Consider the following 23,654-nt stretch of genomic DNA (forward strand, 5'->3'; position numbering starts at 1 on the left):
CGTATTGAGTAGAGATATTTTGTGTCTCTTCATTCGGATCGCGTGTTTAGTACATACATTCCCTGCTCAATATGAAGCAGGGTTTTTCAGCAGCTAAAAGCTATATTTGCTTCTATTTCACAAGGAGGAACGGGATGAGCAAAAAAGTTACTGAAATCGTTGCCGAACTAGTGACGCCGATTTTAGATGAATTAACATTGGAATTAGTGGATATTGAATTTGTTAAAGAAGGAAAAGAATGGTTTCTTCGCGTATTCATAGACTCAAGCGATGGAATTGATATTGAGCATTGTGCGATTGTCAGCGAAAAGCTCAGCGAAAAGCTGGATGAAACAGATCCGATCGAACAAAATTATTTCCTCGAAGTTTCATCTCCCGGTGCTGAACGCCCGCTAAAAAAAGAAGCTGACTTCGAAAAATCGATTGGGAAAAATGTGTACATCAAAACATATGAACCTTTCGAAGGCTCAAAAGTTTTTGAAGGCGAGCTGACTGGATTTGACGGAGAACACGTCGTTGTAACAGTCACAATTAAGACCCGGAAAAAACAAATTCAGATTCCATACGAAAAGGTTGCCAGCGCAAGACTCGCTGTCACCTTCAATTAACTTGTTTTTATGAAATGAAAAGCAGGATGCAAGTATTTCTGCTATATGGATAAGGGGGAAACCGTTAAAATGAGTAATGAATTACTGGATGCCTTAACCATCCTTGAAAAAGAAAAGGGCATCAGCAAAGAAGTGATCATTGAAGCAATTGAAGCTGCTTTGATCTCTGCTTATAAACGAAATTTCAATCAGGCGCAGAATGTGCGCGTGGATCTTAACCGCGACACAGGAACAATGAGAGTCTTTGCAAGAAAAGATGTCGTGGATGAAGTGTATGATCCAAGACTTGAAGTTTCTGTTGAAGAAGCCCAAAGCGTCAATCCGAGCTTTCAGGTAAATGATGTGATGGAAATGGAAGTAACACCGAAGGATTTCGGCCGCATAGCAGCCCAAACAGCGAAGCAGGTCGTCACTCAGCGCGTGCGCGAAGCAGAACGCGGAGTCATTTACTCTGAATTCGTTGACCGCGAAGAAGATATTATGACAGGAATCGTGCAGCGCATCGATTCTAAGTTCATCTACGTCAGCCTGGGCAAAATCGAAGCGCTCCTTCCTGTCAGCGAACAGATGCCGAACGAAAAATACAAGCCTCATGACCGCATTAAAGTTTTTATCACGAAAGTGGAAAAAACAACGAAGGGTCCCCAAATTTTCGTTTCGCGCACACATCCGGGCCTGCTGAAGCGCTTATTTGAAATTGAAGTTCCGGAGATCTATGACGGAACCGTTGAAATTAAATCTGTAGCCCGTGAAGCAGGCGACCGTTCGAAAATCTCTGTTTACTCCGAGAATTCCGAAGTTGATCCAGTCGGCTCATGTGTCGGACCTAAAGGCCAGCGTGTTCAGGCGATTGTAAACGAGCTGAAGGGTGAAAAAATCGACATCGTCAACTGGTCGAATGATCCGGTCGAATTTGTTGCCAATGCCCTAAGCCCTTCCAAAGTTCTTGACGTCAATGTAAACGAGGAAGAAAAGGCGACAACAGTTGTTGTGCCTGATTATCAGCTTTCCCTTGCAATTGGCAAAAGAGGCCAGAATGCCCGTCTTGCAGCCAAACTGACAAACTGGAAAATTGATATTAAGAGTGAATCAGATGCTGTTCAAATGGGTATCTACCCTCGTGCCGGAGCAAATGTTCCGCTTGAAGACAGCGAAGATGACGAGCCGCTTTTTTCCTTCAGTGATGACGAACTAGACAAGTAAGAGGTGAGGCAATGTGAACAATCAAAGAAAAGTTCCGCTCCGCAAATGCGTGGCAACTGGAGAAATGAAACCTAAAAAAGAACTTGTTCGTATTGTCCGTTCAAAAGAAGGCGAAGTCTCCGTCGATCCCACCGGGAAGAAAAACGGGCGGGGAGCATACCTCTCTCTTGATAAAGACGCTATTTTGCAGGCGAAGAAGAAAAATGTCCTCGCAAACCACCTGCAAGTGAAAATTGAAGACAGCATCTATGAAGAATTGCTTCAGCTGGCTGAAAAGGAGAACCATTAATGTCAAAACAGCAATGGATGTCCTTACTGGGCCTTGCAAATCGGGCAAGAAAAATTGTTTCGGGGGAAGAGCTTGTCATTAAAGAAGTGCGGCAGTCCCGCGCGAAACTCGTTCTTCTCTCTCTGGATGCATCAGATAATACGGCCAAAAAGGTACATGACAAATGCAGCTATTATCGTATTCCTGTTGTTTCGGTCCCGGACCGGCATATGCTTGGCCAGGCGATTGGCAAAGATGCCCGGGTCGTTGTGGCAATCGTCGATTCAGGCTTTGCCTCTAAAATGAAAACCTTGCTCGATTAATTTCCTGGGGGTGACCATGTGACGAAAATGAGAGTATACGAATATGCAAAAAAACAGAACATCTCTAGCAAGGATGTCATAACAGCCCTGCAGAGCATGAATGTAGAAGTCAGCAACCACATGTCAACGATTGACGATCATGTTATTGTTAAACTGGACGGAAAATACAAGGCAGATAAAAAAGAACCATCTAAATCAATTTCTGTCAAACAAAGGGAAGATCACAAAACGCCTATGCAAAAACAAGAGAATACTAACAACAAACCAGCTAATACAAATAAACCAGCAAACAAAGGCGGCAACAAGCCTTTCAATAAAGGAAAAACGAACAATCAAGCAAAAAAACCCGGCGGCAACAAGCGCGGAGGCAATCAGCGCAGACCTCAGGGAGCAGCTCCGGTTCAGCCTAAAAAAGAACTGCCGAGCAAAATTACGTTTACAGGCAGCCTTACAGTAGGCGAACTTGCTTCAAAGCTTTATAAGGAGCCTTCAGAAATCATTAAAAAGCTCTTTATGCTTGGAGTAATGGCCACAATCAACCAGGATCTTGACAAAGATTCAATTGAGCTGATTGCGGGTGAATACGGTGTAGAAGTCGAAGAAATCATCGTTTTTGACGTAACAGAATTTGAAGGCTATGAAACGGAAGATCAGGAAGAACAGCTTCAAATCCGTCCTCCTGTTGTAACAATCATGGGTCACGTTGACCACGGTAAAACAACGCTTCTTGACTCGATCCGCAACACAAAGGTAACAGCAGGCGAGGCTGGCGGAATCACGCAGCATATCGGTGCATACCAGGTTGTTGTCAACGATAAGAAGATTACCTTCCTTGATACACCGGGACATGCGGCGTTTACAACGATGCGTGCACGCGGAGCTCAAGTAACGGACATCACTATTCTTGTTGTTGCAGCTGATGACGGTGTTATGCCTCAGACAGTTGAAGCAATCAGCCATGCAAAAGCAGCTGAAGTGCCGATCATCGTAGCAGTAAATAAAATGGATAAAGAAGCAGCAAATCCTGACCGCGTGATGCAGGAGCTGACTGAATACGGTCTGGTTTCTGAAGCATGGGGCGGAGATACGATTTTTGTTCCGCTTTCAGCACTGTCCGGTGACGGTATCGAAGAACTGCTTGAGATGATTCTTCTTGTAAGTGAAGTAGAAGAATGGAAAGCAAATCCAAACCGTTCTGCAACGGGTACAGTTATTGAAGCGCAGCTTGATAAAGGCCGCGGTTCTGTTGCCACTCTGCTTGTACAGAACGGCACACTCCGCGTTGGGGACTCCATTGTAGTCGGCAACACATACGGACGCGTCCGTGCGATGGTCAATGATCTTGGAAGACGCGTGAAGGAAGTCGGACCATCGACTCCTGTTGAAATTACCGGCTTGAACGATGTGCCTCAGGCTGGCGACCAGTTCATGGTATTTGCAGATGAGAAAAAAGCGCGCCAGGTCGGTGAAGCCCGTGCCAGCAAACAAATTGACGAGCAGCGCAGAGAAGGCGCAAAACTAAGCCTTGACGACTTGTTTGAGCAAATCAAGCAGGGAGATATTAAAGATATCAACCTGATCGTTAAAGCTGACGTACAAGGTTCTGCCGAAGCACTTGCAGCATCTCTTAATAAAATTGATGTTGAAGGCGTAAAAGTGAAAATCATCATGACCGGAGTAGGTGCGATCACAGAATCCGATGTGATCCTTGCATCGGCATCAAATGCCATCATCATCGGATTTAATGTCCGCCCTGATGGAAATGCTAAGAGAACGGCCGATGCCGAAAATGTTGACATTCGCCTTCACCGCATTATTTATAAAGTCATCGAAGAAATTGAAGCTGCCATGAAAGGTATGCTTGATCCGGAATTCGAAGAAAAAGTAATCGGCCAGGTTGAAGTCCGCCAGACGATTAAAGTTTCTAAAATCGGCACCATCGCCGGTTCATATGTAACGGACGGCAAAATCACACGTGACAGCAGCATCCGCGTAATCCGCGATGGCATCGTCGTATTTGAAGGCGAAGTGGATGCCCTGAAACGCTTCAAAGATGATGTGAAAGAAGTAGCACAGAACTACGAGTGCGGTATTACCATTAAAAACTTCAATGACATTAAAGAAGGAGACGTCATTGAAGCTTACGTAATGGAAGAGATTGAACGCAAGTGATTGGATATGCGGAGTGCGAATGCATCATTTATGACGCACGATCGCTGAAAGACAAACGGGCCGTTTTACAGCGTGTTTTAATGAGGCTGAAGCAGAGACTGAATGTCTCTGTTTCAGAAATTGATTTTCAGGATACATGGCAGAGGACAAAGATTGGCATAGCTGCCGTGACATCAAGTAAAGTTCAGACGGAAAAAGAAATTCAGAAGGCTCTTGCCATGATTGATTCGTTTCCGGAAATTGAGCGCACTGTAACCTCGTTTGATTGGTTTTAACGGTGAGGTGAAAGAAAGCATGAGTTTAAGAGCAAACAGAGTCGGCGAGCAAATGAAAAAAGAGCTTGGTGAGATCATCAGCCGCAAAATCAAGGACCCGCGCATCGGTTTCGTCACTGTAACAGATGTAAGAGTTTCGGGAGACCTTCAAATTGCAAAAGTCTATATTTCAGTTCTTGGGGACGCGGAAAAGAGAGAAAACACTCTTAAAGGCCTCGCAAAAGCCAAAGGATTTATCCGTTCTGAAATCGGACAGCGCATCAGGCTCAGAAAGACACCTGAGATTCTTTTTGAATTTGATGAATCGGTTGACTACGGCAACCGGATCGAAACGCTGATACACGAAATCAACCAGGAAAACAAGCAGGAAGACTAAAAGAAAGGATAGACATCTGTCTATCCTTTTCGTTTAGCCTGCAGACAGAAAGGCGGAACATGTTCCATGGAAGGTGTTTTATTAATACATAAGCCTGCAGGAATGACATCCCACGACTGTGTCGCGAAAATGAGAAGAATTGCTAAAACGAAAAAGGTGGGTCACACCGGCACGCTTGACCCGGATGTAACGGGTGTTTTGCCTGTGTGTCTTGGCCGTGCAACAAAGATCGTCGAGTATTTAACGGCAGAGTCAAAAACCTATGAGGCAGAAGTGACCATCGGCATATCAACCGAAACAGAGGATGCGTCCGGTGAAATAGTCGAGAAAAAAGCCGTCATTGAAACGATTACAGATGAAATGGCCCTTGATGCACTCAGCAGCCTGACGGGTGAGATTGATCAAGTGCCGCCTATGTACTCTGCTGTCAAAATCGGAGGCAAAAAGCTGTATGAATACGCACGCGCAGGACAGACAATTGAGCGCCCTTCAAGAAAGATCACCGTTCATGAGATGACATTGCTGTCCAGTGTGCAGTCAGGCGGGGAAACAGCCTCTTTCCGCTTCAAAGTTTCATGCTCTAAAGGAACGTATGTGAGGACCCTTGCTGTCATGATCGGCGAACACCTCGGCTATCCGGCCCACATGTCCCATCTCGTGCGGACAGGCTCAGGCTCATTTACCATTGACCAGTGCCATACCTTTGAAGAAATTGAAAAGGTGGCAGAAGAAAACCGTCTGCAGGAGCTTTTGATCCCGATTGGAACAGCTTTAAATCATTTGCCGAAACTTTCAATAAATGATACATTAGCAAAGAAAGTGAAAAACGGCACACTGCTTGAGGTTCCGGCAGGTTTAAACCCCGGCGCGGAATCCATTGCTGTGTACGGAGAAGACGGGACATGTCTTGCTATATACAGGCAGCATCCTGAAAAGCCTCACTTCCTAAAACCTTCCAAAGTCCTTGCAATTGACTGATGTGAAGAATGCTGATACAGAAAAGGTGAACCAGGCGTGAAGACGATTAAACTGACACATCCGCACTCTTTAAACAGTACTGAACTTCCTCCGCTTGCGATGGCCCTTGGCTATTTCGACGGGGTGCACCGCGGGCATCAGGAAGTCATCACCGCTGCCAGAAAACTGGCTGAAGAAAAAGGATTGAAAAGTGCGGTCATGACGTTTGATCCCCATCCTTCGGTGGTGCTTAGAAAAAATACGCAGCATGTAGAAGCCATTACGGCAGTTTCGGACAAAATCGAACTGATCGAGGATCTGCAGATCGACTATCTTTTTATCGTGAATTTTTCAGAAGCTTTTGCCGCTCTATTGCCGCAGGAGTTTATTGACCAGTATATTATCAATCTGAATGTGAAACATGTGGTAGCGGGCTTTGATTACTCCTACGGGAGACTCGGAAAAGGCACAATGGAAACAATGCCGTTCCACTCGCGCAGCGCTTTTGACCAGACAGTGATCAGCAAGCAGACAGACCGCGACCGCAAAATCAGTTCCACCCTCATCAGGGAAGTTCTGAGAAACGGAGACGTTGAATATGCCTGCACGCTTCTGAATAGGCCGCACAGGGTAAAAGGAACGGTTATTCACGGGGATAAGCGCGGAAGAACAATCGGCTTCCCGACAGCCAATATCGAGCTTGACAATGCCTATATCATTCCCCCGACAGGCGTGTACGCTGTTCAATTCGAACTCGACGGGGAACGCTATAACGGAGTCTGCAACATTGGCTACAAGCCAACATTTTATGATGATAAAAAACTCAAGCCCAGCATAGAAGTTCATATTTTCGAGTTTAATAAATCGATATATGGGAAGAATGTAGCTATATTCTGGTATAAACGGATCAGGAGCGAGCAGAAATTCGGTTCTATTGACGAGCTGATCACGCAGATCGGAAAAGATAAAGCTTCCGCTGAGCAATTTTTTCAGAAACTGCAAGATTAATGCTTGCCTTCTGGCCCGAATAATAGTATTCTAATACTTGTAACTTTTATAACCATTGCTTGGCAAAACGATTCACCAACGTTTGCTCGGTAATTGGGGTTTTTAAATGAAGGAGGTGAATAGGATGGCAATCACTCAAGAACGTAAGAATGAAATTATCGCTGAGTACAGAACGCATGATACGGACACTGGTTCTCCAGAGGTTCAAATCGCTATCCTAACTGAGGATATTAACAATCTTAACGGACATTTGCGTGTTCACAAGAAAGACCACCACTCACGTCGCGGTCTTTTGAAAATGGTAGGTAAACGCCGTAATCTTTTGACGTACCTGCGCAATAATGACGTAACTCGTTATCGTGACCTGATCAACAAGCTTGGTCTACGCCGATAATCTTTTGAAAAAGCGGGAGAAATTCCCGCTTTTTTAGTGTACGAAAATAAAAATACCAGGATTTGCACGTGACCTATTTACATACCGGAATAACATTGATATGTTGAATTTAAATCGTTCATAATAATACATACCAGTATGTTGTGACATATGATGAGAGGAGTTCATTTTTATATGGGACAAGATAAACAAGTGTTCTCCATTGACTGGGCAGGCAGAGAACTGACTGTTGAAGTCGGCCAGCTTGCAAAGCAGGCAAATGGAGCGGCCATGATCCGCTACGGAGATACTGCCGTACTGAGCACGGCAACTGCATCAAAAGAACCTAAGACTGTCGACTTTTTCCCGCTGACTGTCAACTACGAGGAGCGTCTTTACGCTGTCGGTAAAATTCCGGGGGGCTTTATTAAAAGAGAAGGACGTCCGAGCGAGAAAGCAATTCTTGCAAGCCGCCTGATTGACCGTCCCCTTCGTCCTCTGTTTGCAGAAGGATTCCGCAATGAAGTTCAGGTTGTCAGCATCGTCATGAGTGTGGACCAGGACTGCTCATCTGAAATGGCAGCCATGTTCGGATCTTCTCTGGCACTGACGGTTTCAGACATTCCGTTTGAAGGCCCGATTGCCGGCGTCGTTGTCGGCCGTGTAGACAGCCAGTTTGTGATCAATCCAACGGTTGAACAAATGGATAAAAGCGATATCCACCTTGTTGTTGCCGGAACGAAGGATGCAATCAACATGGTTGAAGCAGGTGCGGATGAAGTGCCTGAAGAAATCATGCTTGAAGCGATCATGTTCGGCCATAATGAGATTAAGCGCCTCATTGCTTTCCAGGAAGAAATCGCTGCAGCTGTAGGAAAAGAAAAATCGGAAGTAAAGCTTTACACACTAGATGCAGAGCTTGAAAAAGGCATTCGTGAAATGGCTGAGAAAGATCTGCTTTCAGCTATTCAGGTGCAGGAGAAGCATGCCCGCGAAGAAGCAATCAATGAAGTCAAAAAAACAGTGGTTGCACACTTCGAAGCGCAGGAAGCTGAAGCTGACACTTTAAAACAGGTAAAAGAAATTCTTTCTAAATTAGTGAAGCAGGAAGTCCGCCGCCTGATCACAGAAGACAAAGTGCGCCCGGATGGCCGTAAGGTTGATGAAATCCGTCCTCTTTCTTCTGAAGTCGGCATGCTATCCCGGACACACGGTTCCGGCCTGTTTACACGCGGACAGACGCAGGCTCTCAGCATTTGTACTTTAGGTGCACTTGGAGACGTTCAAATTCTTGACGGTCTTGGCCTTGAAGAGACGAAGCGTTTTATGCACCATTACAACTTCCCTCTGTTCAGCGTAGGGGAAACCGGATTTATGCGCGGTCCCGGACGCAGGGAAATCGGACATGGAGCACTTGGCGAAAGAGCCCTTGAACCTGTTATTCCGTCAGAAAAGGACTTCCCTTATACAGTCCGTCTCGTATCAGAGGTTCTGGAATCAAACGGTTCTACTTCACAGGCAAGCATCTGTGCAAGCACGCTTGCCATGATGGATGCCGGTGTGCCTTTGAAAGCCCCTGTAGCAGGTATTGCGATGGGTCTTGTTAAATCAGGAGATCATTATTCGGTTCTGACTGATATTCAGGGCATGGAAGATCACTTGGGCGACATGGACTTTAAAGTGGCCGGAACTGCAAAAGGGGTTACCGCTCTTCAAATGGATATTAAAATCGACGGACTTTCCCGCGAAATTCTTGAAGAAGCGCTTCTGCAGGCGAAAAAAGGACGCATGGAGATTCTTGAGTCAATGCTTGCAACAATAAAGGAGCCGCGTACAGAGCTTTCGCCATATGCACCAAAAATTCTGATGATGGCCATCAATCCTGATAAAATCCGTGATGTCATTGGACCAAGCGGAAAACAAATCAATAAAATCATCGAAGAAACTGGCGTGAAAATTGACATTGAACAAGACGGAACAGTCTTCATCTCTTCAACAAACGAAGAAATGAACCAAAAAGCGAAACAGATTATTGAAGACATTGTCCGCGAAGTAGTCGTAGGACAGCTGTACTTGGGTAAAGTAAAACGCGTTGAAAAATTTGGTGCGTTCGTTGAAATTTTCAATGGCAAAGACGGTTTAGTACACATTTCTGAACTTGCAGAAGAGCGCGTCGGAAAAGTTGAAGATGTTGTTAAAATCGGTGATGAGTTGCTTGTCAAAGTAACTGAAATTGATAAACAGGGTCGCGTCAACCTTTCAAGAAAAGCCGTTCTCCGCGAACAGAAAGAAAAAGAAAAGCAAAATTCTTAACGTGTAGAAGCCAGAATATCCAGTCTGGCTTCTTTTTGCTTTTTGGCTTCAATGAACGAAAAAGGCGATTCCGCTTTTCTGGTCTACCTCGTCCCCTCCATACATACTTTCTAGTAAAAAGGGGGAAGACATACATGAAGAGGTTCCGTTTGGTTGGCATAATCATGCTGATGCTGCTGACAGCAGCTGTCATACAGAATCCGTTTACGTCTGCCTATGTGACGACGATGAAACAGGAAAACGTCGCTGCTGTTAAGCAGCAGGATGAATTGTATGAAACGATTGCAGCCAAAATGAAAGACTATGAAAAGCCTGCCCAGGATGCCGTCATACATACCGTCTGGAAAGCTACACCAGGCTATAACGGGCTGTCTGTAGATGCAGAAGCCTCGTACCGGAAAATGAAAAAAAATGGCGTCTTTGATGAAAAGCTTCTTGTTTTTAAACAAGTCAGCCCCCGGGTTCACTTGAACGATCTGCCTCCTGCGCCAATTTACAGAGGCCATCCGGAAAAGCCGATGGTTGCTTTTCTGATTAACGTCGCATGGGGAAATGAATACTTGCCGGACATGCTGCGGGTTTTAAAAAAGCATGGGGTAAAAGCTTCTTTTTTCCTTGAAGGAAGATGGGCTGAACAGAATCCTGACCTCGTCGCGCAACTTTCAGACGGAGGCCATGATATCGGCAATCATTCCTATTCCCATCCTGACATGGCCAGACTGACTTCAGACGAAACGAAGAGGCAGATAACTAGGACTAATGAAATCATCAAAGGGCAGACAGGAAAACAGCCTGTCTGGTTTGCACCGCCAAGCGGAAGCTTCAGGCAGGAAACCATTGCAGCTGCCGCAGAATATAACATGAAAACCGTCCTTTGGACCGTAGATACGATTGACTGGCAAAAGCCTGCGCCGAATGTTTTAGTTGAACGTGTCATGAAAAAAGTCCATAATGGGGCTATGATTCTCATGCACCCGACAGAATCTTCTTCGAAAAGCCTGGAAACGCTGATTACATCCATTAAGCAGAAGGGCTACAGCTTTGGAAATGTAACGATGCTGATGGACGAAAAGCGGATGCCGGCACCTGAATGATGACAGAGGAGTGCATAATGCGGATCCTTGGAAGCATTGATAGGAGGAACAAGCTTGATAAAAAAATATACATGCCAAAACGGCGTAAGAGTTGTGCTCGAAAATATTCCCCATGTGAGATCAGTTGCAATCGGGGTATGGATCGGCACGGGATCAAGAAATGAAAATGAAAAAAACAACGGCATTTCACACTTTTTGGAGCACATGTTCTTTAAAGGGACAAAAACAAGATCAGCACGGGAAATTGCTGAATCTTTTGACAGCATCGGCGGGCAAGTAAACGCTTTTACTTCTAAAGAATACACCTGCTATTACGCCAAAGTGCTTGATGAGCATTCTGATTTCGCGCTAGAAGTGCTTTCTGACATGTTTTTCAACTCCACTTTTGATGAGATTGAACTTAAGAAAGAGAAAAACGTCGTTTATGAAGAAATTAAAATGTATGAAGATACGCCTGATGATATCGTTCACGACCTTCTCAGCAGAGCAACCTACGGCAATCATCCCCTGGGATATCCGATTCTCGGAACGGAAGAAACCCTTGCTAAGTTTGAGAGCGACACATTAAGAGACTATATGGAACAATACTACACTCCTGAAAATGTGGTCATTTCTGTTGCCGGAAATATTTCTGAGAGCTTCATTAAAGAAGTTGAAAAACAGTTCGGGTCATTTGAAACATCCAAAAAAGGAACCGAAATTTCAGCTCCTGCTTTTATGACCGAGAAACTCGCACGGAAAAAAGATACAGAGCAGGCTCACCTTTGCATTGGTTTTGACGGCCTTCAGGTCGGACATGAAAAGATTTATGACCTGATCGTACTGAACAACGTTCTTGGAGGCAGCATGAGCTCAAGACTTTTCCAGGATGTAAGAGAGCAAAAAGGCCTCGCATACTCCGTGTTCTCATACCATTCATCCTATCAGGATAATGGTATGCTGACGATTTATGGAGGAACGGGCCGGGCGCAGCTTGATGTCCTGTTTGAAACCATTCAGGAAACACTTGAGGTCCTTAAAAGAGACGGCATTACGCAAAAAGAGCTGACAAACAGCGTTGAGCAAATGAAGGGCAACCTCATGCTCAGTCTTGAAAGCACAAACAGCCGCATGAGCCGAAACGGCAAAAATGAGCTCCTTCTTGGACGCCACAGAAGCTTGGATGAAATGATTGAAAAAATTAATGAAGTAACAGCTGATAACGTAAATGCTCTTGCAAAACAGCTGTTTACAGATGAGTATTCCGTTGCGCTTATAAGCCCTGATGGAAAGCTTCCTTCTTCTCTTCGTTAACTTCCCGGACCTGCCTTCAAAGCAGGTCTTTTTTTTGTGTGCGGGGATATATATGTTAAAAAGGAGGCTTCCTGAACATGAGACTGAGCGAGCTTAGCGGAAAAGAAATCGTCGATGTTAAGAGAGCGGAAAGACTCGGCATTCTGGGGCAGACCGATCTTGAAATCAATGAAAAAACCGGCCAAATAACCGCCCTAGTGATTCCGTCCGTTAAATGGTTTGGATTCAGAAAGCAAGGTGACGAAATTAGGGTTCCGTGGACCCACATTAAAAAGATTGGCTCAGATATGATCATTCTGGACATAGAAGATCATCAGATCAAGCTTCTTGAGTAAAAGCGATTGGCGTGCCAATCGCTTTTTTTTATGCGTTTTAATGCTTCAAAGACTATCACCCTGCATGGCGTTTTGACATAAGATGCTTAAGTAAGTTCACTATGAGTTTATTTATTTGAATATAGACATCGCGAAAAAGTAGGTGAAAGGGTCGTATGTTAACAGGACTTAATATAGCAGTCATTGGGGGAGATGCCCGGCAGCTTGAGGTGATCAGAAAGCTTACAGAACTGGATGCAAAACTGTTTTTAATCGGTTTTGATCAGCTGGACCATGGCTTTACCGGTGCCGCAAAGCTTAAGCTTGCCGAACTGCGGTTTGAAGAAATAGATGTGATCATTTTGCCTGTTCCCGGAACAAACCTTGAAGGCCATGTCGATACCATTTTCTCTAATGAAGAAGTCGTGCTGACGGAGGAGCTTATTGCAAGGACGCCTCCTCACTGCGTCATTTATTCCGGCATCAGCAATTCATACTTAAACGGAATAATCCAGGAAACGAAAAGAGAGCTGGTTCAGCTGTTCGAACGTGATGATGTGGCCATTTATAATTCCATTCCCACCGTAGAAGGAACCATCATGATGGCCATTCAGCACACGGATTTTACCATTCACGGTTCGAAAATTGCGGTCCTCGGACTCGGACGCGTAGGCATGAGTGTAGCACGGACATTTTCAGCTTTGGGGGCTAAAGTAAAGGTCGGGGCAAGAAAATCGTCGCATATTGCACGGATTATTGAAATGGGGCTGCAGTCCTTTAAACTTGAGGATTTGGAGAAGGAAGTAACAGATGCCGATATTTGCATCAATACGATTCCCCATCAGATTGTTACGGCAAAAGTAATTTCAAAGATGCCTCCACACACGCTGATTATCGACCTTGCTTCAAAGCCGGGCGGAACGGATTTTAAATATGCTGAGAAAAGAGGCATTAAAGCACTGCTTGCACCGGGACTTCCGGGGATTGTTGCCCCAAAAACAGCCGGTCAGATTGTTGCCAACGTCCTCTCATCATTGCTTTTGGAGGAGTTTTCTAAACGAAAGGGGCCATCATCATGAAAGTACAAGGCAAACGGATCGGATTCGGCCTGACTGGTTCACACTGCACCTATGACGCTGTTTTCCCGCAGATAAAACGGCTGATTGACGAGGGAGCGGATGTGATGCCGGTCGTCACAAACACAGTGAAAATGACAAATACGAGATTCGGCGAAGGAGCCGAGTGGATCAAAAAAATCGAGGAGCTTACTGGCCACAAAGCCATTGATTCTATTGTAGGGGCTGAGCCGCTTGGCCCGAAGATTCCTCTGGACTGTATGGTTGTCGCACCGCTTACAGGCAATTCCATGAGCAAACTCGCAAACGCAATGACAGAATCTCCTGTCCTTATGGCAGCAAAAGCAACTCTCAGAAACCATAAACCGGTTGTTCTCGGCATTTCAACAAATGACGGTCTTGGACTGAACGGTGCGAATTTAATGCAGCTGATGGCTGCCAAAAATATTTATTTTATACCGTTCGGCCAGGATGCGCCATTTCAAAAGCCGAATTCGCTTGTTGCTAAAATGGATCTGCTTTTGGAAACAGTAGAGGCAGCACTTGAGCATACACAGTTTCAGCCGGTCATTATTGAAAAATTCCGGGATGACGAATAAGCCTCTTCCTGCTAGAATAGAAGGCAAGAAAAATCATGGTTGTATAATGTATACACCTGGTCTATGATAAACTAATACACAATATGACATGAAGTTATTCCGGAAACCGCCGGATATTCGCGGAAGGGGCTATGATTGATGAGTACAAATGGTTATCACGTTGCTGTCCTCGGTGCAACAGGGGCTGTAGGCCAGCAAATGCTAAAAACGCTTGAAGAACGGAACTTTCCGGTATCAAAGCTGACGCTGCTGTCGTCAGAACGGTCTGCAGGCAAAAAAGTCCTCTTTAGAGGAGAAGAACATATTGTTCAGGCTGCATCTCCCGAAAAATTTGAAGGAGTTCAAATTGCTCTTTTCAGCGCTGGCGGAAGCATTTCCAAAATCTTTGCTCCAGAGGCTGTGAAGCATGGTGCGATCGTTGTGGACAATACGAGTGCATTCCGCATGGCTCAAGATGTTCCTCTTGTTGTGCCTGAAGTAAACGAAGAAGACCTTAAATTACACAAAGGCATTATTGCTAATCCGAACTGCTCAACGATTCAAATGGTTGCTGCGCTTGAGCCGCTGAGAAAAGCCCACGGATTAAACAAAGTAATCGTATCAACTTACCAGGCTGTTTCAGGATCAGGCGCTGCTGCGATTGAAGAGCTGAAAACACAGTCAGAGGCGATTCTTTCCGGAAAGGATTTCACACCGGAAATCCTTCCTGTTAAAGGCGATAAAAAACATTTTCAGATTGCGTTTAATGCGATTCCGCAAATCGATAAATTTGAAGACAACGGATTTACGTTTGAAGAAATGAAAATGATGAACGAAACAAAGAAAATCATGCATATGCCGGAGCTTGAAATTGCTGCAACTTGTGTGAGAATTCCGGTTGAAACAGGACACTCTGAATCTGTCTATATTGAACTTGATTCAGATACTGTTGGAGTGTCTGACATCCGTGAGCTTTTAAAAGAAGCTCCGGGAGTAACGCTTCAGGATGACCCAAGTGCACAGCTGTATCCGATGCCAGCTGATTGTGTCGGCAAAAATGATGTGTTTGTAGGGCGCATCCGCAAAGATCCGGACCGTGCAAACGGCTTCCATTTATGGATTGTGTCTGATAATCTTTTAAAAGGCGCTGCATGGAATTCTGTGCAAATTGCAGAAAGCCTTGTTCAGCTGAAGTTAGTATAAGAAGGTTCAGGAGAGAGCAAGGGTACATAATGCCTGCTCTCTTCTCTTACGTATAGAGTCGGGGTGTTAGGATGAAATTGATCGTACAAAAATTCGGCGGGACGTCAGTAAAAGACGATCACGGCCGAAAAATGGCTTTGAATCATATAAGAGAAGCGTTAAAAGAGCAGTATAAAGTGGTCGTTGTCGTCTCGGCAATGGGCAGAAACGGTGATCCGTATGCAACGGATTCCCTTTTAAATCTGCTTTACGGAGGCAGTGCATCGATTTCAAAGCGCGAACAGGATATGCTCCTATCATGCGGGGAAACGATTTCTTCCGTGGTATTTACGAGCATGCTGAAATCAGAAGGCATTGCAGCTGCCGCTTTAAGCGGGGCACAGGCAGGCTTTTTAACAAATGAAGACTTTACGAATGCAAAAATTCTCGACATGAAGTGCGAACGTCTGAGAAGAGAGCTTGACCGTCACGATGTGGTTGTCGTTGCAGGTTTTCAGGGAGCGGCAAAATCCGGTGACATCACAACCATCGGCAGAGGCGGAAGCGACACATCTGCAGCTGCACTTGGAGCAGCCTTGGATGCGGATTTCATCGATATTTTTACAGATGTAGAAGGGGTTATGACGGCTGATCCTAGAATTGTTGAATCAGCAAAGCCGCTGACCACAGTCACATATACGGAAATCTGCAATCTTGCTTATCAGGGTGCTAAGGTCATCCATCCAAGAGCGGTGGAGATTGCCATGCAGGCGAAAGTACCAATCAGAATCCGTTCCACGTACTCATCCGGTCAGGGAACACTCGTGACCTCCCATCATTCTGAAAAGCTCGGCAGTGATCTTCAAGAGAGGTTGATTACCGGCATTGCCCACGTTCCGAATGTGACGCAGCTGAACGTTACGGCAAAAGATGGACAGTATGAGGTGCAGACAGAAGTATTCAAAGCAATGGCACGCGCAGGCATCAGCGTTGACTTCTTCAACATCACACCAAGTGCAGTCATCTATACGGTTTCTGAGGACGTAACGGATGACGCAGTAAGAATACTGAAAAGCATGGGATATGACCCTGCTGTTAAACGCCACTGTGCGAAAGTTTCCACAGTTGGAGCAGGCATCGCAGGAGTACCGGGAGTAACAGCGAAAATTGTGACGGCCCTGTCGGAAGAAGGTATTCAAATTCTCCAGTCGGCAGATAGTCATACTACAATTTGGGTATTAGTAAAAGAGGAAGATATGATCAGCGCCGTCAATGCTCTGCATAGCGCATTTGATCTCTCTGAATAAAAGACAGAAACTTAGAAAGAAGAAGAGGAGTGGCACAATGATTGACTTTGGCAGTATTTCAACAGCCATGGCAACACCATTTGACAAAAACGGCAACATTGATTTTCAAAAGACTACCCAGCTAGTTGATTACCTGATCAATAATGGGTCAGATTCACTTGTTGTGGCAGGAACGACAGGAGAATCTCCTACTCTGACATCTGAGGAAAAAATGGCACTGCTTAAGCATGTCGTTCAGGCTGCCGGCGGAAGAGTTCCTGTTATAGCGGGAACAGGAAGCAATAACACCAAGGATTCCATTGATCTGACCAAAAAAGCGGAAGCAGCAGGCGCCGACGCCATTATGCTTGTCGCACCATATTATAATAAACCAAGCCAGGAAGGGATGTATCAGCATTTCAAAACGATTGCAGCATCCACAAAACTTCCTGTCATGATCTATAACGTCCCCGGCAGAACAGTTGTCAGCATTTCACCTGCAGTGATCGCAAGACTTGCTGAACTTCCAAATGTCGTTGCAGTAAAAGAAGCAAGCGGGGATCTTGAAGCAATGGCAGAAATCATTTCATCAACGCCTGAAGATTTTGCTGTATATTCAGGAGATGACGGTTTAACGCTTCCGGCACTTGCAATTGGAGGCAGAGGGGTCGTATCTGTTGCGTCCCACATTATCGGAAATGAAATGCAGGAGATGATCTCTGCATTCAGAAGCGGTGAAACAGTACGTTCAGGAGCTATTCACAGAAAACTGCTGCCGGTTATGCAGCAGCTGTTCAAAGCGCCTAGCCCTGCTCCTGTAAAAACGGCTCTTCAGCTAAGAGGCCTTGACGTCGGCCCCGTCAGACTTCCGCTTTTGGCGCTGACTGAAAGTGAAAGAAACGAACTTATTGCCGTGCTGTCTAAATTAAAGTAAGCATGAGAAGATCGAGTCTATAACAAGGACTCGGTCTTTTTTTGGTTCTTTTCGCAGTTTTCGTCAGCGCGTCAGATTATTTCCTTGTATTCCAATTCTTTCTTCAGTTATAATAGGCATTAGTTGTATTGGACGGGTTCAGGGAGGATTACCAATTGAATATACAGACAGAAAACATCAAGATCATTGCCCTAGGCGGAGTTGGAGAAATAGGCAAGAACTTGTATGTCATTGAAATCGATCATAACATCTTCATTGTCGACGCTGGATTGATGTATCCAGAAGCCGGGATGCTGGGGATTGATATGGTCATTCCTGACATTACATACTTGCGGGAAAATGCAGATCGGGTAAAGGGCATCTTTTTAACCCACGGTCACGACGAGAATATTGGCGGAGTTTTCTATGTTCTCAGACATTTGTCCATACCGGTCTACGGAACGAAACTGACTCTTGCACTGGTTTCCCAGAAAGTAAAAGAACTTAACCCTAAGCAAAAAGCAGAATATGTCGAAGTTGATTCATCAACTGTTCTGGATTTTGAAGGAGTAAAGGTTTCTTTCTTCAGAACCATACACAGCATTCCTGACTCTGTCGGTGTTTGCTTCCATACTTCACTTGGAGCGATCGTGCACACAGGTGACTTTAAATTTGATACAACTCCTGTTTTGAATGCACGCACTGATTTAGGGAAAATGGCCATGATCGGCGAAGAAGGCGTACTTTGTCTTCTTTCAGACAGCACAAATGCAGAAAGACCCGGATTCACAGCCTCTGAAACAGGTGTCGGACAAGAGATATCTGATGCGATGTACAGTGCAAAAGGCAGAACGATTGTTGCCATCTACGCATCGAACATCAACCGGATTGTTCAAGTCATTCATGCAGCCGCTGAAAATAACAGAAAGCTTGTCCTGCTTGGAAACTCAATTAAAAATGTTTATGAAATGGCAGAAAAATTAGGATACATCACCGAAAGTGAGAATATCATCATACCCGTCCAAGAGATCGATACCTATCCTAAGCATGAGGTTGCCGTCCTTACAACAGGTCATCAGGGAGAGCCGTTAACGGTTCTTAACCGCATGGCAAAAGGCGCCCATAAACAAATAAAGATTGAAGCAGATGATACAGTTATTATTTCTGCTACACCAGTACCAGGTAATGAGCTTCATTTTTCAAAAACAGTCGACCTGCTTTACCGGGCAGGCGCAAGCGTAGTATTCGGCCAAAAACAGATTCATGTATCAGGACATGGAAGCCAGGAAGAGCTGAAACTTATGCTGAACATCATGAAGCCGAAGTATTTCATGCCTGTTAATGGCGAGTTTAAAATGCAGAAAGCTCATGCAAAGCTTGCCGTATCTGCAGGGATTGATGAAGAAAACATCTTTCTTGTTGAAAAAGGCGATGTAGTTGAATTCAGTGAACATAAAGCGAAATCTGTTTCGAAGGTTCCTGCAGGGAACGTTCTGATTGACGGCTTAGGTGTCGGAGACATTGGAAACATCGTTCTCAGAGACCGGAGACTTCTTTCACAGGACGGCATCCTGATTGTCGTCGTTACGCTGGACAGAAGCAAAAAAACGATGATATCAGGACCTGAGATCATCTCAAGAGGCTTCGTCTACGTAAGAGAATCAGAAGAGCTGATCCAAAAAGCATCAGGCATGGTAACGGAAATCGTTGAAAAAAGCATGCAGGGCACAGGCATCGAATGGTCAGCCCTCAAGCTCAACATCCGCGAATCACTGAACCGCTTCCTCTTCGAACAAACGAAGCGCAGACCGATGATTTTGCCGATTATTATGGAAGTTTAATAAAGAAGAGGCTGAAATTTAAGTGTTTCAGCACTTTAAAGATCCGAACTGGGGATTAACTAGTTCGGATTTTTTCTGTGTTAAAGACTTTTCACCTGAAATATTCGGTTATTTAATGCTTTTATTAGTAATGTCATGGACCTATGTGTGATGCAGCTTCCTAGAAAGCAACCACTTCTATTTAAAATGGTTCATCATTTGTTGGTCTTTCCCCATAGAACCGAGTTTTCTGGATAAGTGCCTTCAACTTGATAATTCTTCTGTTTGATGGTTTAAATCATTCGGATAAGTGCCCTCAACCTGAGAATCCTTCAGTTTGATGGTTCTAGACTTCCTGATAAGTGCCCTCAACCTGAGAATCCTTCAGTTTGATGGTTCTAGACTTCCTGATAAGTGCCCTCAACCTGAAATCCTTCAGTTTGATGGTTCTAAACTTCCTGATAAGTGCCCTCAACGAAGAAAACTCCAGTGGACTGAAGCGGAAGGCACTTGACTCCTGCGGGATGAAGAGCGCACGGAAGATCCCGCAAGCGCAGCGAGGAAGCTTCCGGCGCTCCCCGCGGAAAGCAAGTGACTGGAGCGCAAGGGAACGGGTACGATTTGAAATTTCTTTCACCCTGGTGCCGAAAGAAACGGGTATTAACGATAAATCACCTTTCACAAGATAAAACTATAAACATTCAAAACACCGCTTCCGCTTTACCGAAGAATGTTTTTCCCTCTTCCTGCTCATAATAAAAGCATTCATAACAGGAAGGAAGAATGCAGATGAACCGCTACATACAGGAAAATTCCGAACAAAATCCGGATAAACAGGACGGAAAAGAACCAAGCCTTGTCGAAAAAATCCAGCAGCTCGGATCAACAAATGTTCCTCAGCTCTCACAGGACTCAAGAATACACTGCCTCACCATTATCGGACAGATTGAAGGCCACATTCAGCTGCCGCCGCAAAACAAAACAACTAAATATGAGCACGTTATTCCGCAAATCGTTGCAATCGAGCAAAACCCTAAAATCGAAGGCCTCCTGATTGTGCTGAATACGGTTGGAGGGGATGTTGAAGCCGGCCTTGCAATCGCTGAGATGCTTGCTTCCCTGTCAAAACCTACTGTATCCATCGTCCTTGGCGGAGGCCATTCCATCGGCGTACCAATTGCCGTTTCCTGCGATTATTCGTTTATAGCAGAAACCGCAACGATGACCATTCATCCCGTTAGGCTCACAGGCCTTGTCATCGGTGTGCCGCAGACGTTTGAGTACCTTGATAAAATGCAGGACAGGGTCGTGAATTTTGTAACAAAGCATTCAAATATCACTGAAGAGAAATTTAAAGAGCTCATGTTTTCTAAAGGCAATTTAACCCGTGACATCGGAACGAATGTAGTCGGCAACGACGCGGTTCAGTACGGGCTGATCGACGGAGTGGGCGGAGTCGGCCAGGCGATCATGAAGCTGAATGAACTGATTGGTAAGGATAAAGGCAAGGAAGAGGAGAAGATGCTGCAATGATCCTATATACTTCTATGCCGGAGGAGCTGATTTTCCCGGCAGAGGCAAAAGAGTACAGCGCATTTTCCTTTGTTGAGTGCAACGGCGTGCAAATGCAGGTGAGACAGACAGAAGGAAATGAATATGAAGTAGTCCGTATCCTCAGCACCAATCCGGAAGACTATTTAAATGAACAGTACTCTCCCGGACAAAAAATTACGATGTCATTCTCGTTTTCTCCATAATATGCTATACTTAAGCTACACAAACATGTCCGCAGCCCTCAGTTGGCTGCTTTCTTTGTTTGCAAGAGGGCGAATGCCTTCGGCAAATTTTCTGCACAGGTGATAATGAAATGGCCAAACAAAAAAGAAGACAAAAGAAAAAAAATGACAACTGGCGCGAAACACTGAAATTTGAGCTGATTGGCCTTGGTATCCTTGCGATAGCGCTGATTGCCATATCAAGCCTGGGATTTGTAGGCAAGACAGTGGTCTATGTGTTCAGGTTTTTCATCGGAGAATGGTTTATGGCAGCTTTAATCGGCATGCTGATCCTGGCGGGCTTTATCATGTGGAACAGAAGATGGCCGCATTTGGTTTCAAGGCAGATGGTCGGACTTTACTGTCTGCTTGCAGCCATCCTGCTTCTCAGCCATGTCACGCTGTTTCAAATGCTCACCAAAAAGGGAGCACTTACTTCTCCCAGTGTCATAACAAACACATGGGAACTGTTTTTCATGGAAGTAAACGGACAGATCCGAACGCCGGACCTTGGAGGGGGCATGATTGGAGCCATCCTTTTTGCAGCTTCCTTTTACTTATTTGCAGCAGCAGGTTCAAAGATCATTTCGTTCATACTGATTCTTGTCGGAATTGTCCTGATTACAGGAAGATCGCTTGGAACTACGCTCGGAAAAATAGCCGTGCCATTTTTCCGCTTTATGAAAAATCAGGCCATTGCTTTTATGGAGGACATGAAGAACCTTCCGCAATCAATAAAAAATGCAAGACAGCAAGAAGAAGCAAAACCGAAGAAAGCCAAAAAGCAGCGCAGGCATGAGGAAGAAGACGATGCTGAGGAAGAAGAAGCAGAAATCGTGCATGTAGAACCCATCATCTCAAGTTTCGCAGACAAAGATGAACGCGAGCCTGAGCCGGCAGTACATTTTCAGGAGGAAGCAAAGCCTGAACAGACGAGAACACCTAAAAAGAAGCCGGATGCAGAGTCTGCAGAAGAATTGTCAGGACCTCCAATTACCTTCACGGAGGTAGAAAACAAATCGTACGCACTTCCTTCCCTTGACCTGCTTTCGCAGCCGAAGGTGAACAGCCAGCAAACCGATAAGAAAAACATCTATGAAAATGCGCGTAAGCTGGAAAAAACCTTTCAAAGCTTCGGGGTAAAAGCCAAAGTAACGCAGGTTCATCTCGGACCGGCAGTAACGAAGTACGAAGTCTATCCTGATGTTGGCGTAAAGGTAAGCAAAATTGTGAACCTGAGTGATGACCTTGCTCTTGCGCTTGCAGCGAAAGATATCCGCATAGAGGCGCCGATTCCAGGCAAATCCGCCATCGGGATAGAGGTCCCCAATTCAGAAATTGCGATGGTATCCCTGCGCGAGGTGCTTGAATCAAAAGCGAACGACCGCCCGGATGCCAAGCTTCTCATGGGTCTTGGCCGCGATATTTCAGGAGATGCTGTACTTGCTGAAATGAACAAAATGCCTCATCTGCTCGTTGCCGGATCAACCGGAAGCGGAAAGAGTGTCTGTATAAACGGCATCATTACAAGCATTCTGATGAGAGCGAAACCGCATGAAGTAAAAATGATGATGATTGATCCGAAAATGGTCGAGCTTAACGTTTACAATGGTATTCCTCACCTGCTCGCACCAGTGGTGACAGACCCGAAAAAGGCATCACAGGCACTCAAAAAGGTCGTAAACGAAATGGAAAGAAGATATGAGCTGTTCTCTCATACAGGCACGAGAAACATTGAAGGATATAACGAATATATCCGCCGGTCAAACCTTGAAGAAGGGACGAAAAATCCGGAATTCCCTTATATTGTTGTCATCGTTGACGAGCTTGCGGATTTGATGATGGTTGCCTCATCTGATGTGGAGGACAGCATTACCCGCCTGTCGCAAATGGCGCGTGCTGCAGGCATTCACCTGATTATCGCCACGCAGCGGCCGTCAGTGGATGTCATCACCGGTGTCATTAAAGCAAATATTCCTTCAAGGATTGCCTTCAGCGTATCTTCTCAGACCGATTCACGCACAATACTCGACATGGGAGGCGCTGAAAAGCTTCTTGGCCGGGGGGACATGCTCTTCCTTCCGGTTGGTGCATCCAAGCCTGTAAGGGTACAGGGTGCTTTTCTGTCCGATGAAGAAGTGGAGAAAGTCGTTTCGTACGTGATTTCCCAGCAGAGAGCACAATACCAGGAAGAAATGATGCCGTCTGAGACACCGGAAGTAAAAGAAGAAGTGAACGATGATCTGTATGACGATGCTGTTCAGCTCGTTCTTGAAATGCAGACGGCTTCTGTATCCATGCTGCAAAGACGGTTCCGTGTCGGCTATACCAGAGCGGCAAGACTGATTGATGCAATGGAAGACAGAGGCGTTGTCGGACCATACGAGGGCAGCAAGCCGAGAGAGGTCCTGATCTCTAAAGATCACTATGATGAAGTAAGCTCGTAA

General features: G+C 45.3%; 23 protein-coding genes. All 23 read left to right on the top strand.

From position 1 onward, the window contains the following. Positions 1 to 134 precede the first annotated feature (134 nt). The 23 genes from rimP (at position 135) to AZ46_RS05115 (ending at position 23,654) form a co-directional block, all read left to right on the top strand. Positions 135 to 608, top strand: coding sequence for a ribosome maturation factor RimP (gene rimP / locus AZ46_RS05000; protein WP_029281263.1), 474 nt, complete (start codon positions 135 to 137; stop codon positions 606 to 608). A 69-nt stretch (positions 609 to 677) separates the two neighbouring features. Then, positions 678 to 1,811, top strand: a complete 1,134-nt coding sequence (nusA, locus tag AZ46_RS05005) for a transcription termination factor NusA (RefSeq protein ID WP_029281261.1) — start codon at positions 678 to 680, stop codon at positions 1,809 to 1,811. A 13-nt stretch (positions 1,812 to 1,824) separates the two neighbouring features. After that, positions 1,825 to 2,100: an RNase P modulator RnpM gene (rnpM, locus tag AZ46_RS05010; RefSeq protein WP_029281259.1), complete on the top strand. Its 276-nt coding sequence runs from the start codon at positions 1,825 to 1,827 to the stop codon at positions 2,098 to 2,100. After that, a complete protein-coding gene (locus tag AZ46_RS05015; protein WP_029281257.1) occupies positions 2,100 to 2,402 on the top strand; it encodes a YlxQ family RNA-binding protein in 303 nt (100 codons plus the stop codon). Before rnpM ends, AZ46_RS05015 begins: the two co-directional genes overlap by 1 nt. A gap of 18 nt (positions 2,403 to 2,420) precedes the next feature. Beyond that, positions 2,421 to 4,574: a translation initiation factor IF-2 gene (infB, locus tag AZ46_RS05020; RefSeq protein WP_029281255.1), complete on the top strand. Its 2,154-nt coding sequence runs from the start codon at positions 2,421 to 2,423 to the stop codon at positions 4,572 to 4,574. Continuing rightward, entirely contained in the window at positions 4,571 to 4,849 is a 279-nt protein-coding gene (locus AZ46_RS05025) for a DUF503 domain-containing protein (protein WP_029281253.1), read from the top strand. The genes infB and AZ46_RS05025 overlap by 4 nt, the downstream gene beginning before the upstream one ends. A gap of 19 nt (positions 4,850 to 4,868) precedes the next feature. After that, a complete protein-coding gene (gene rbfA, locus AZ46_RS05030; protein WP_029281251.1) occupies positions 4,869 to 5,225 on the top strand; it encodes a 30S ribosome-binding factor RbfA in 357 nt (118 codons plus the stop codon). Between the two features lie 66 nt (positions 5,226 to 5,291). After that, the gene (truB, locus tag AZ46_RS05035; RefSeq protein ID WP_029281249.1) at positions 5,292 to 6,203 is read left to right on the top strand and encodes a tRNA pseudouridine(55) synthase TruB; all 912 of its coding nucleotides are present in this window, start codon (positions 5,292 to 5,294) and stop codon (positions 6,201 to 6,203) included. 36 nt (positions 6,204 to 6,239) lie between these two features. Continuing rightward, positions 6,240 to 7,190 carry a bifunctional riboflavin kinase/FAD synthetase gene (gene ribF, locus AZ46_RS05040; protein ID WP_029281247.1) on the top strand — a complete coding sequence of 317 codons (951 nt, stop codon included), beginning with the start codon at positions 6,240 to 6,242 and terminating at the stop codon, positions 7,188 to 7,190. A 124-nt stretch (positions 7,191 to 7,314) separates the two neighbouring features. After that, positions 7,315 to 7,584, top strand: coding sequence for a 30S ribosomal protein S15 (rpsO, locus tag AZ46_RS05045; protein ID WP_029281245.1), 270 nt, complete (start codon positions 7,315 to 7,317; stop codon positions 7,582 to 7,584). A 174-nt stretch (positions 7,585 to 7,758) separates the two neighbouring features. Further along, a complete protein-coding gene (gene pnp, locus AZ46_RS05050) occupies positions 7,759 to 9,876 on the top strand; it encodes a polyribonucleotide nucleotidyltransferase (protein ID WP_029281243.1) in 2,118 nt (705 codons plus the stop codon). Positions 9,877 to 10,010: 134 nt separating this feature from the next. Beyond that, positions 10,011 to 10,970: a polysaccharide deacetylase family protein gene (locus AZ46_RS05055; protein ID WP_029281241.1), complete on the top strand. Its 960-nt coding sequence runs from the start codon at positions 10,011 to 10,013 to the stop codon at positions 10,968 to 10,970. Between the two features lie 54 nt (positions 10,971 to 11,024). Beyond that, positions 11,025 to 12,263 (top strand): M16 family metallopeptidase, encoded by a 1,239-nt coding sequence (locus AZ46_RS05060; protein WP_029281240.1) that lies wholly within the window; start codon positions 11,025 to 11,027, stop codon positions 12,261 to 12,263. Positions 12,264 to 12,340: 77 nt separating this feature from the next. After that, positions 12,341 to 12,598, top strand: a complete 258-nt coding sequence (locus AZ46_RS05065) for a YlmC/YmxH family sporulation protein (protein ID WP_029281238.1) — start codon at positions 12,341 to 12,343, stop codon at positions 12,596 to 12,598. Between the two features lie 155 nt (positions 12,599 to 12,753). Then, on the top strand, positions 12,754 to 13,656 hold the full coding sequence (dpaA, locus tag AZ46_RS05070; protein WP_029281236.1) for a dipicolinic acid synthetase subunit A: 903 nt from the start codon (positions 12,754 to 12,756) through the stop codon (positions 13,654 to 13,656). After that, positions 13,653 to 14,252 (top strand): dipicolinate synthase subunit B, encoded by a 600-nt coding sequence (dpaB, locus tag AZ46_RS05075; RefSeq protein WP_029281234.1) that lies wholly within the window; start codon positions 13,653 to 13,655, stop codon positions 14,250 to 14,252. Before dpaA ends, dpaB begins: the two co-directional genes overlap by 4 nt. A 138-nt stretch (positions 14,253 to 14,390) precedes the next feature. Continuing rightward, positions 14,391 to 15,434 (top strand): aspartate-semialdehyde dehydrogenase, encoded by a 1,044-nt coding sequence (asd, locus tag AZ46_RS05080; RefSeq protein ID WP_029281232.1) that lies wholly within the window; start codon positions 14,391 to 14,393, stop codon positions 15,432 to 15,434. A gap of 71 nt (positions 15,435 to 15,505) precedes the next feature. Next, positions 15,506 to 16,720 (top strand): aspartate kinase, encoded by a 1,215-nt coding sequence (gene dapG, locus AZ46_RS05085; protein ID WP_029281231.1) that lies wholly within the window; start codon positions 15,506 to 15,508, stop codon positions 16,718 to 16,720. A 40-nt stretch (positions 16,721 to 16,760) separates the two neighbouring features. Further along, on the top strand, positions 16,761 to 17,633 hold the full coding sequence (gene dapA, locus AZ46_RS05090; protein ID WP_029281228.1) for a 4-hydroxy-tetrahydrodipicolinate synthase: 873 nt from the start codon (positions 16,761 to 16,763) through the stop codon (positions 17,631 to 17,633). 155 nt (positions 17,634 to 17,788) lie between these two features. After that, positions 17,789 to 19,453, top strand: coding sequence for a ribonuclease J (locus AZ46_RS05095; RefSeq protein WP_029281226.1), 1,665 nt, complete (start codon positions 17,789 to 17,791; stop codon positions 19,451 to 19,453). Between the two features lie 768 nt (positions 19,454 to 20,221). Then, the gene (locus tag AZ46_RS05105; protein WP_029281224.1) at positions 20,222 to 20,965 is read left to right on the top strand and encodes a ClpP family protease; all 744 of its coding nucleotides are present in this window, start codon (positions 20,222 to 20,224) and stop codon (positions 20,963 to 20,965) included. Further along, on the top strand, positions 20,962 to 21,189 hold the full coding sequence (locus AZ46_RS05110; protein ID WP_029281222.1) for a YlzJ-like family protein: 228 nt from the start codon (positions 20,962 to 20,964) through the stop codon (positions 21,187 to 21,189). The genes AZ46_RS05105 and AZ46_RS05110 overlap by 4 nt, the downstream gene beginning before the upstream one ends. 110 nt (positions 21,190 to 21,299) lie before the next feature. Then, the gene (locus tag AZ46_RS05115; protein WP_029281220.1) at positions 21,300 to 23,654 is read left to right on the top strand and encodes a DNA translocase FtsK; all 2,355 of its coding nucleotides are present in this window, start codon (positions 21,300 to 21,302) and stop codon (positions 23,652 to 23,654) included.

This window comes from Metabacillus indicus LMG 22858, from assembly GCF_000708755.2.
Taxonomy (GTDB): Bacteria; Bacillota; Bacilli; order Bacillales; family Bacillaceae; genus Bacillus_P; species Bacillus_P indicus.

Excerpts from the sequence above, each read along its gene's own strand:
- rbfA (WP_029281251.1), top strand. The coding sequence starts at position 4,869 with ATGAGTTTAAGAGCAAACAGAGTCGGCGAGCAAATGAAAAAAGAGCTT.
- AZ46_RS05015 (WP_029281257.1), top strand. The coding sequence starts at position 2,100 with ATGTCAAAACAGCAATGGATGTCCTTACTGGGCCTTGCAAATCGGGCA.
- AZ46_RS05055 (WP_029281241.1), top strand. The coding sequence starts at position 10,011 with ATGAAGAGGTTCCGTTTGGTTGGCATAATCATGCTGATGCTGCTGACA.
- truB (WP_029281249.1), top strand. The coding sequence starts at position 5,292 with ATGGAAGGTGTTTTATTAATACATAAGCCTGCAGGAATGACATCCCAC.
- pnp (WP_029281243.1), top strand. The coding sequence starts at position 7,759 with ATGGGACAAGATAAACAAGTGTTCTCCATTGACTGGGCAGGCAGAGAA.
- AZ46_RS05115 (WP_029281220.1), top strand. The coding sequence starts at position 21,300 with ATGGCCAAACAAAAAAGAAGACAAAAGAAAAAAAATGACAACTGGCGC.
- dpaA (WP_029281236.1), top strand. The coding sequence starts at position 12,754 with ATGTTAACAGGACTTAATATAGCAGTCATTGGGGGAGATGCCCGGCAG.
- rimP (WP_029281263.1), top strand. The coding sequence starts at position 135 with ATGAGCAAAAAAGTTACTGAAATCGTTGCCGAACTAGTGACGCCGATT.
- AZ46_RS05065 (WP_029281238.1), top strand. The coding sequence starts at position 12,341 with ATGAGACTGAGCGAGCTTAGCGGAAAAGAAATCGTCGATGTTAAGAGA.
- nusA (WP_029281261.1), top strand. The coding sequence starts at position 678 with ATGAGTAATGAATTACTGGATGCCTTAACCATCCTTGAAAAAGAAAAG.
- dapG (WP_029281231.1), top strand. The coding sequence starts at position 15,506 with ATGAAATTGATCGTACAAAAATTCGGCGGGACGTCAGTAAAAGACGAT.
- rpsO (WP_029281245.1), top strand. The coding sequence starts at position 7,315 with ATGGCAATCACTCAAGAACGTAAGAATGAAATTATCGCTGAGTACAGA.
- AZ46_RS05110 (WP_029281222.1), top strand. The coding sequence starts at position 20,962 with ATGATCCTATATACTTCTATGCCGGAGGAGCTGATTTTCCCGGCAGAG.
- AZ46_RS05105 (WP_029281224.1), top strand. The coding sequence starts at position 20,222 with ATGAACCGCTACATACAGGAAAATTCCGAACAAAATCCGGATAAACAG.
- dpaB (WP_029281234.1), top strand. The coding sequence starts at position 13,653 with ATGAAAGTACAAGGCAAACGGATCGGATTCGGCCTGACTGGTTCACAC.
- asd (WP_029281232.1), top strand. The coding sequence starts at position 14,391 with ATGAGTACAAATGGTTATCACGTTGCTGTCCTCGGTGCAACAGGGGCT.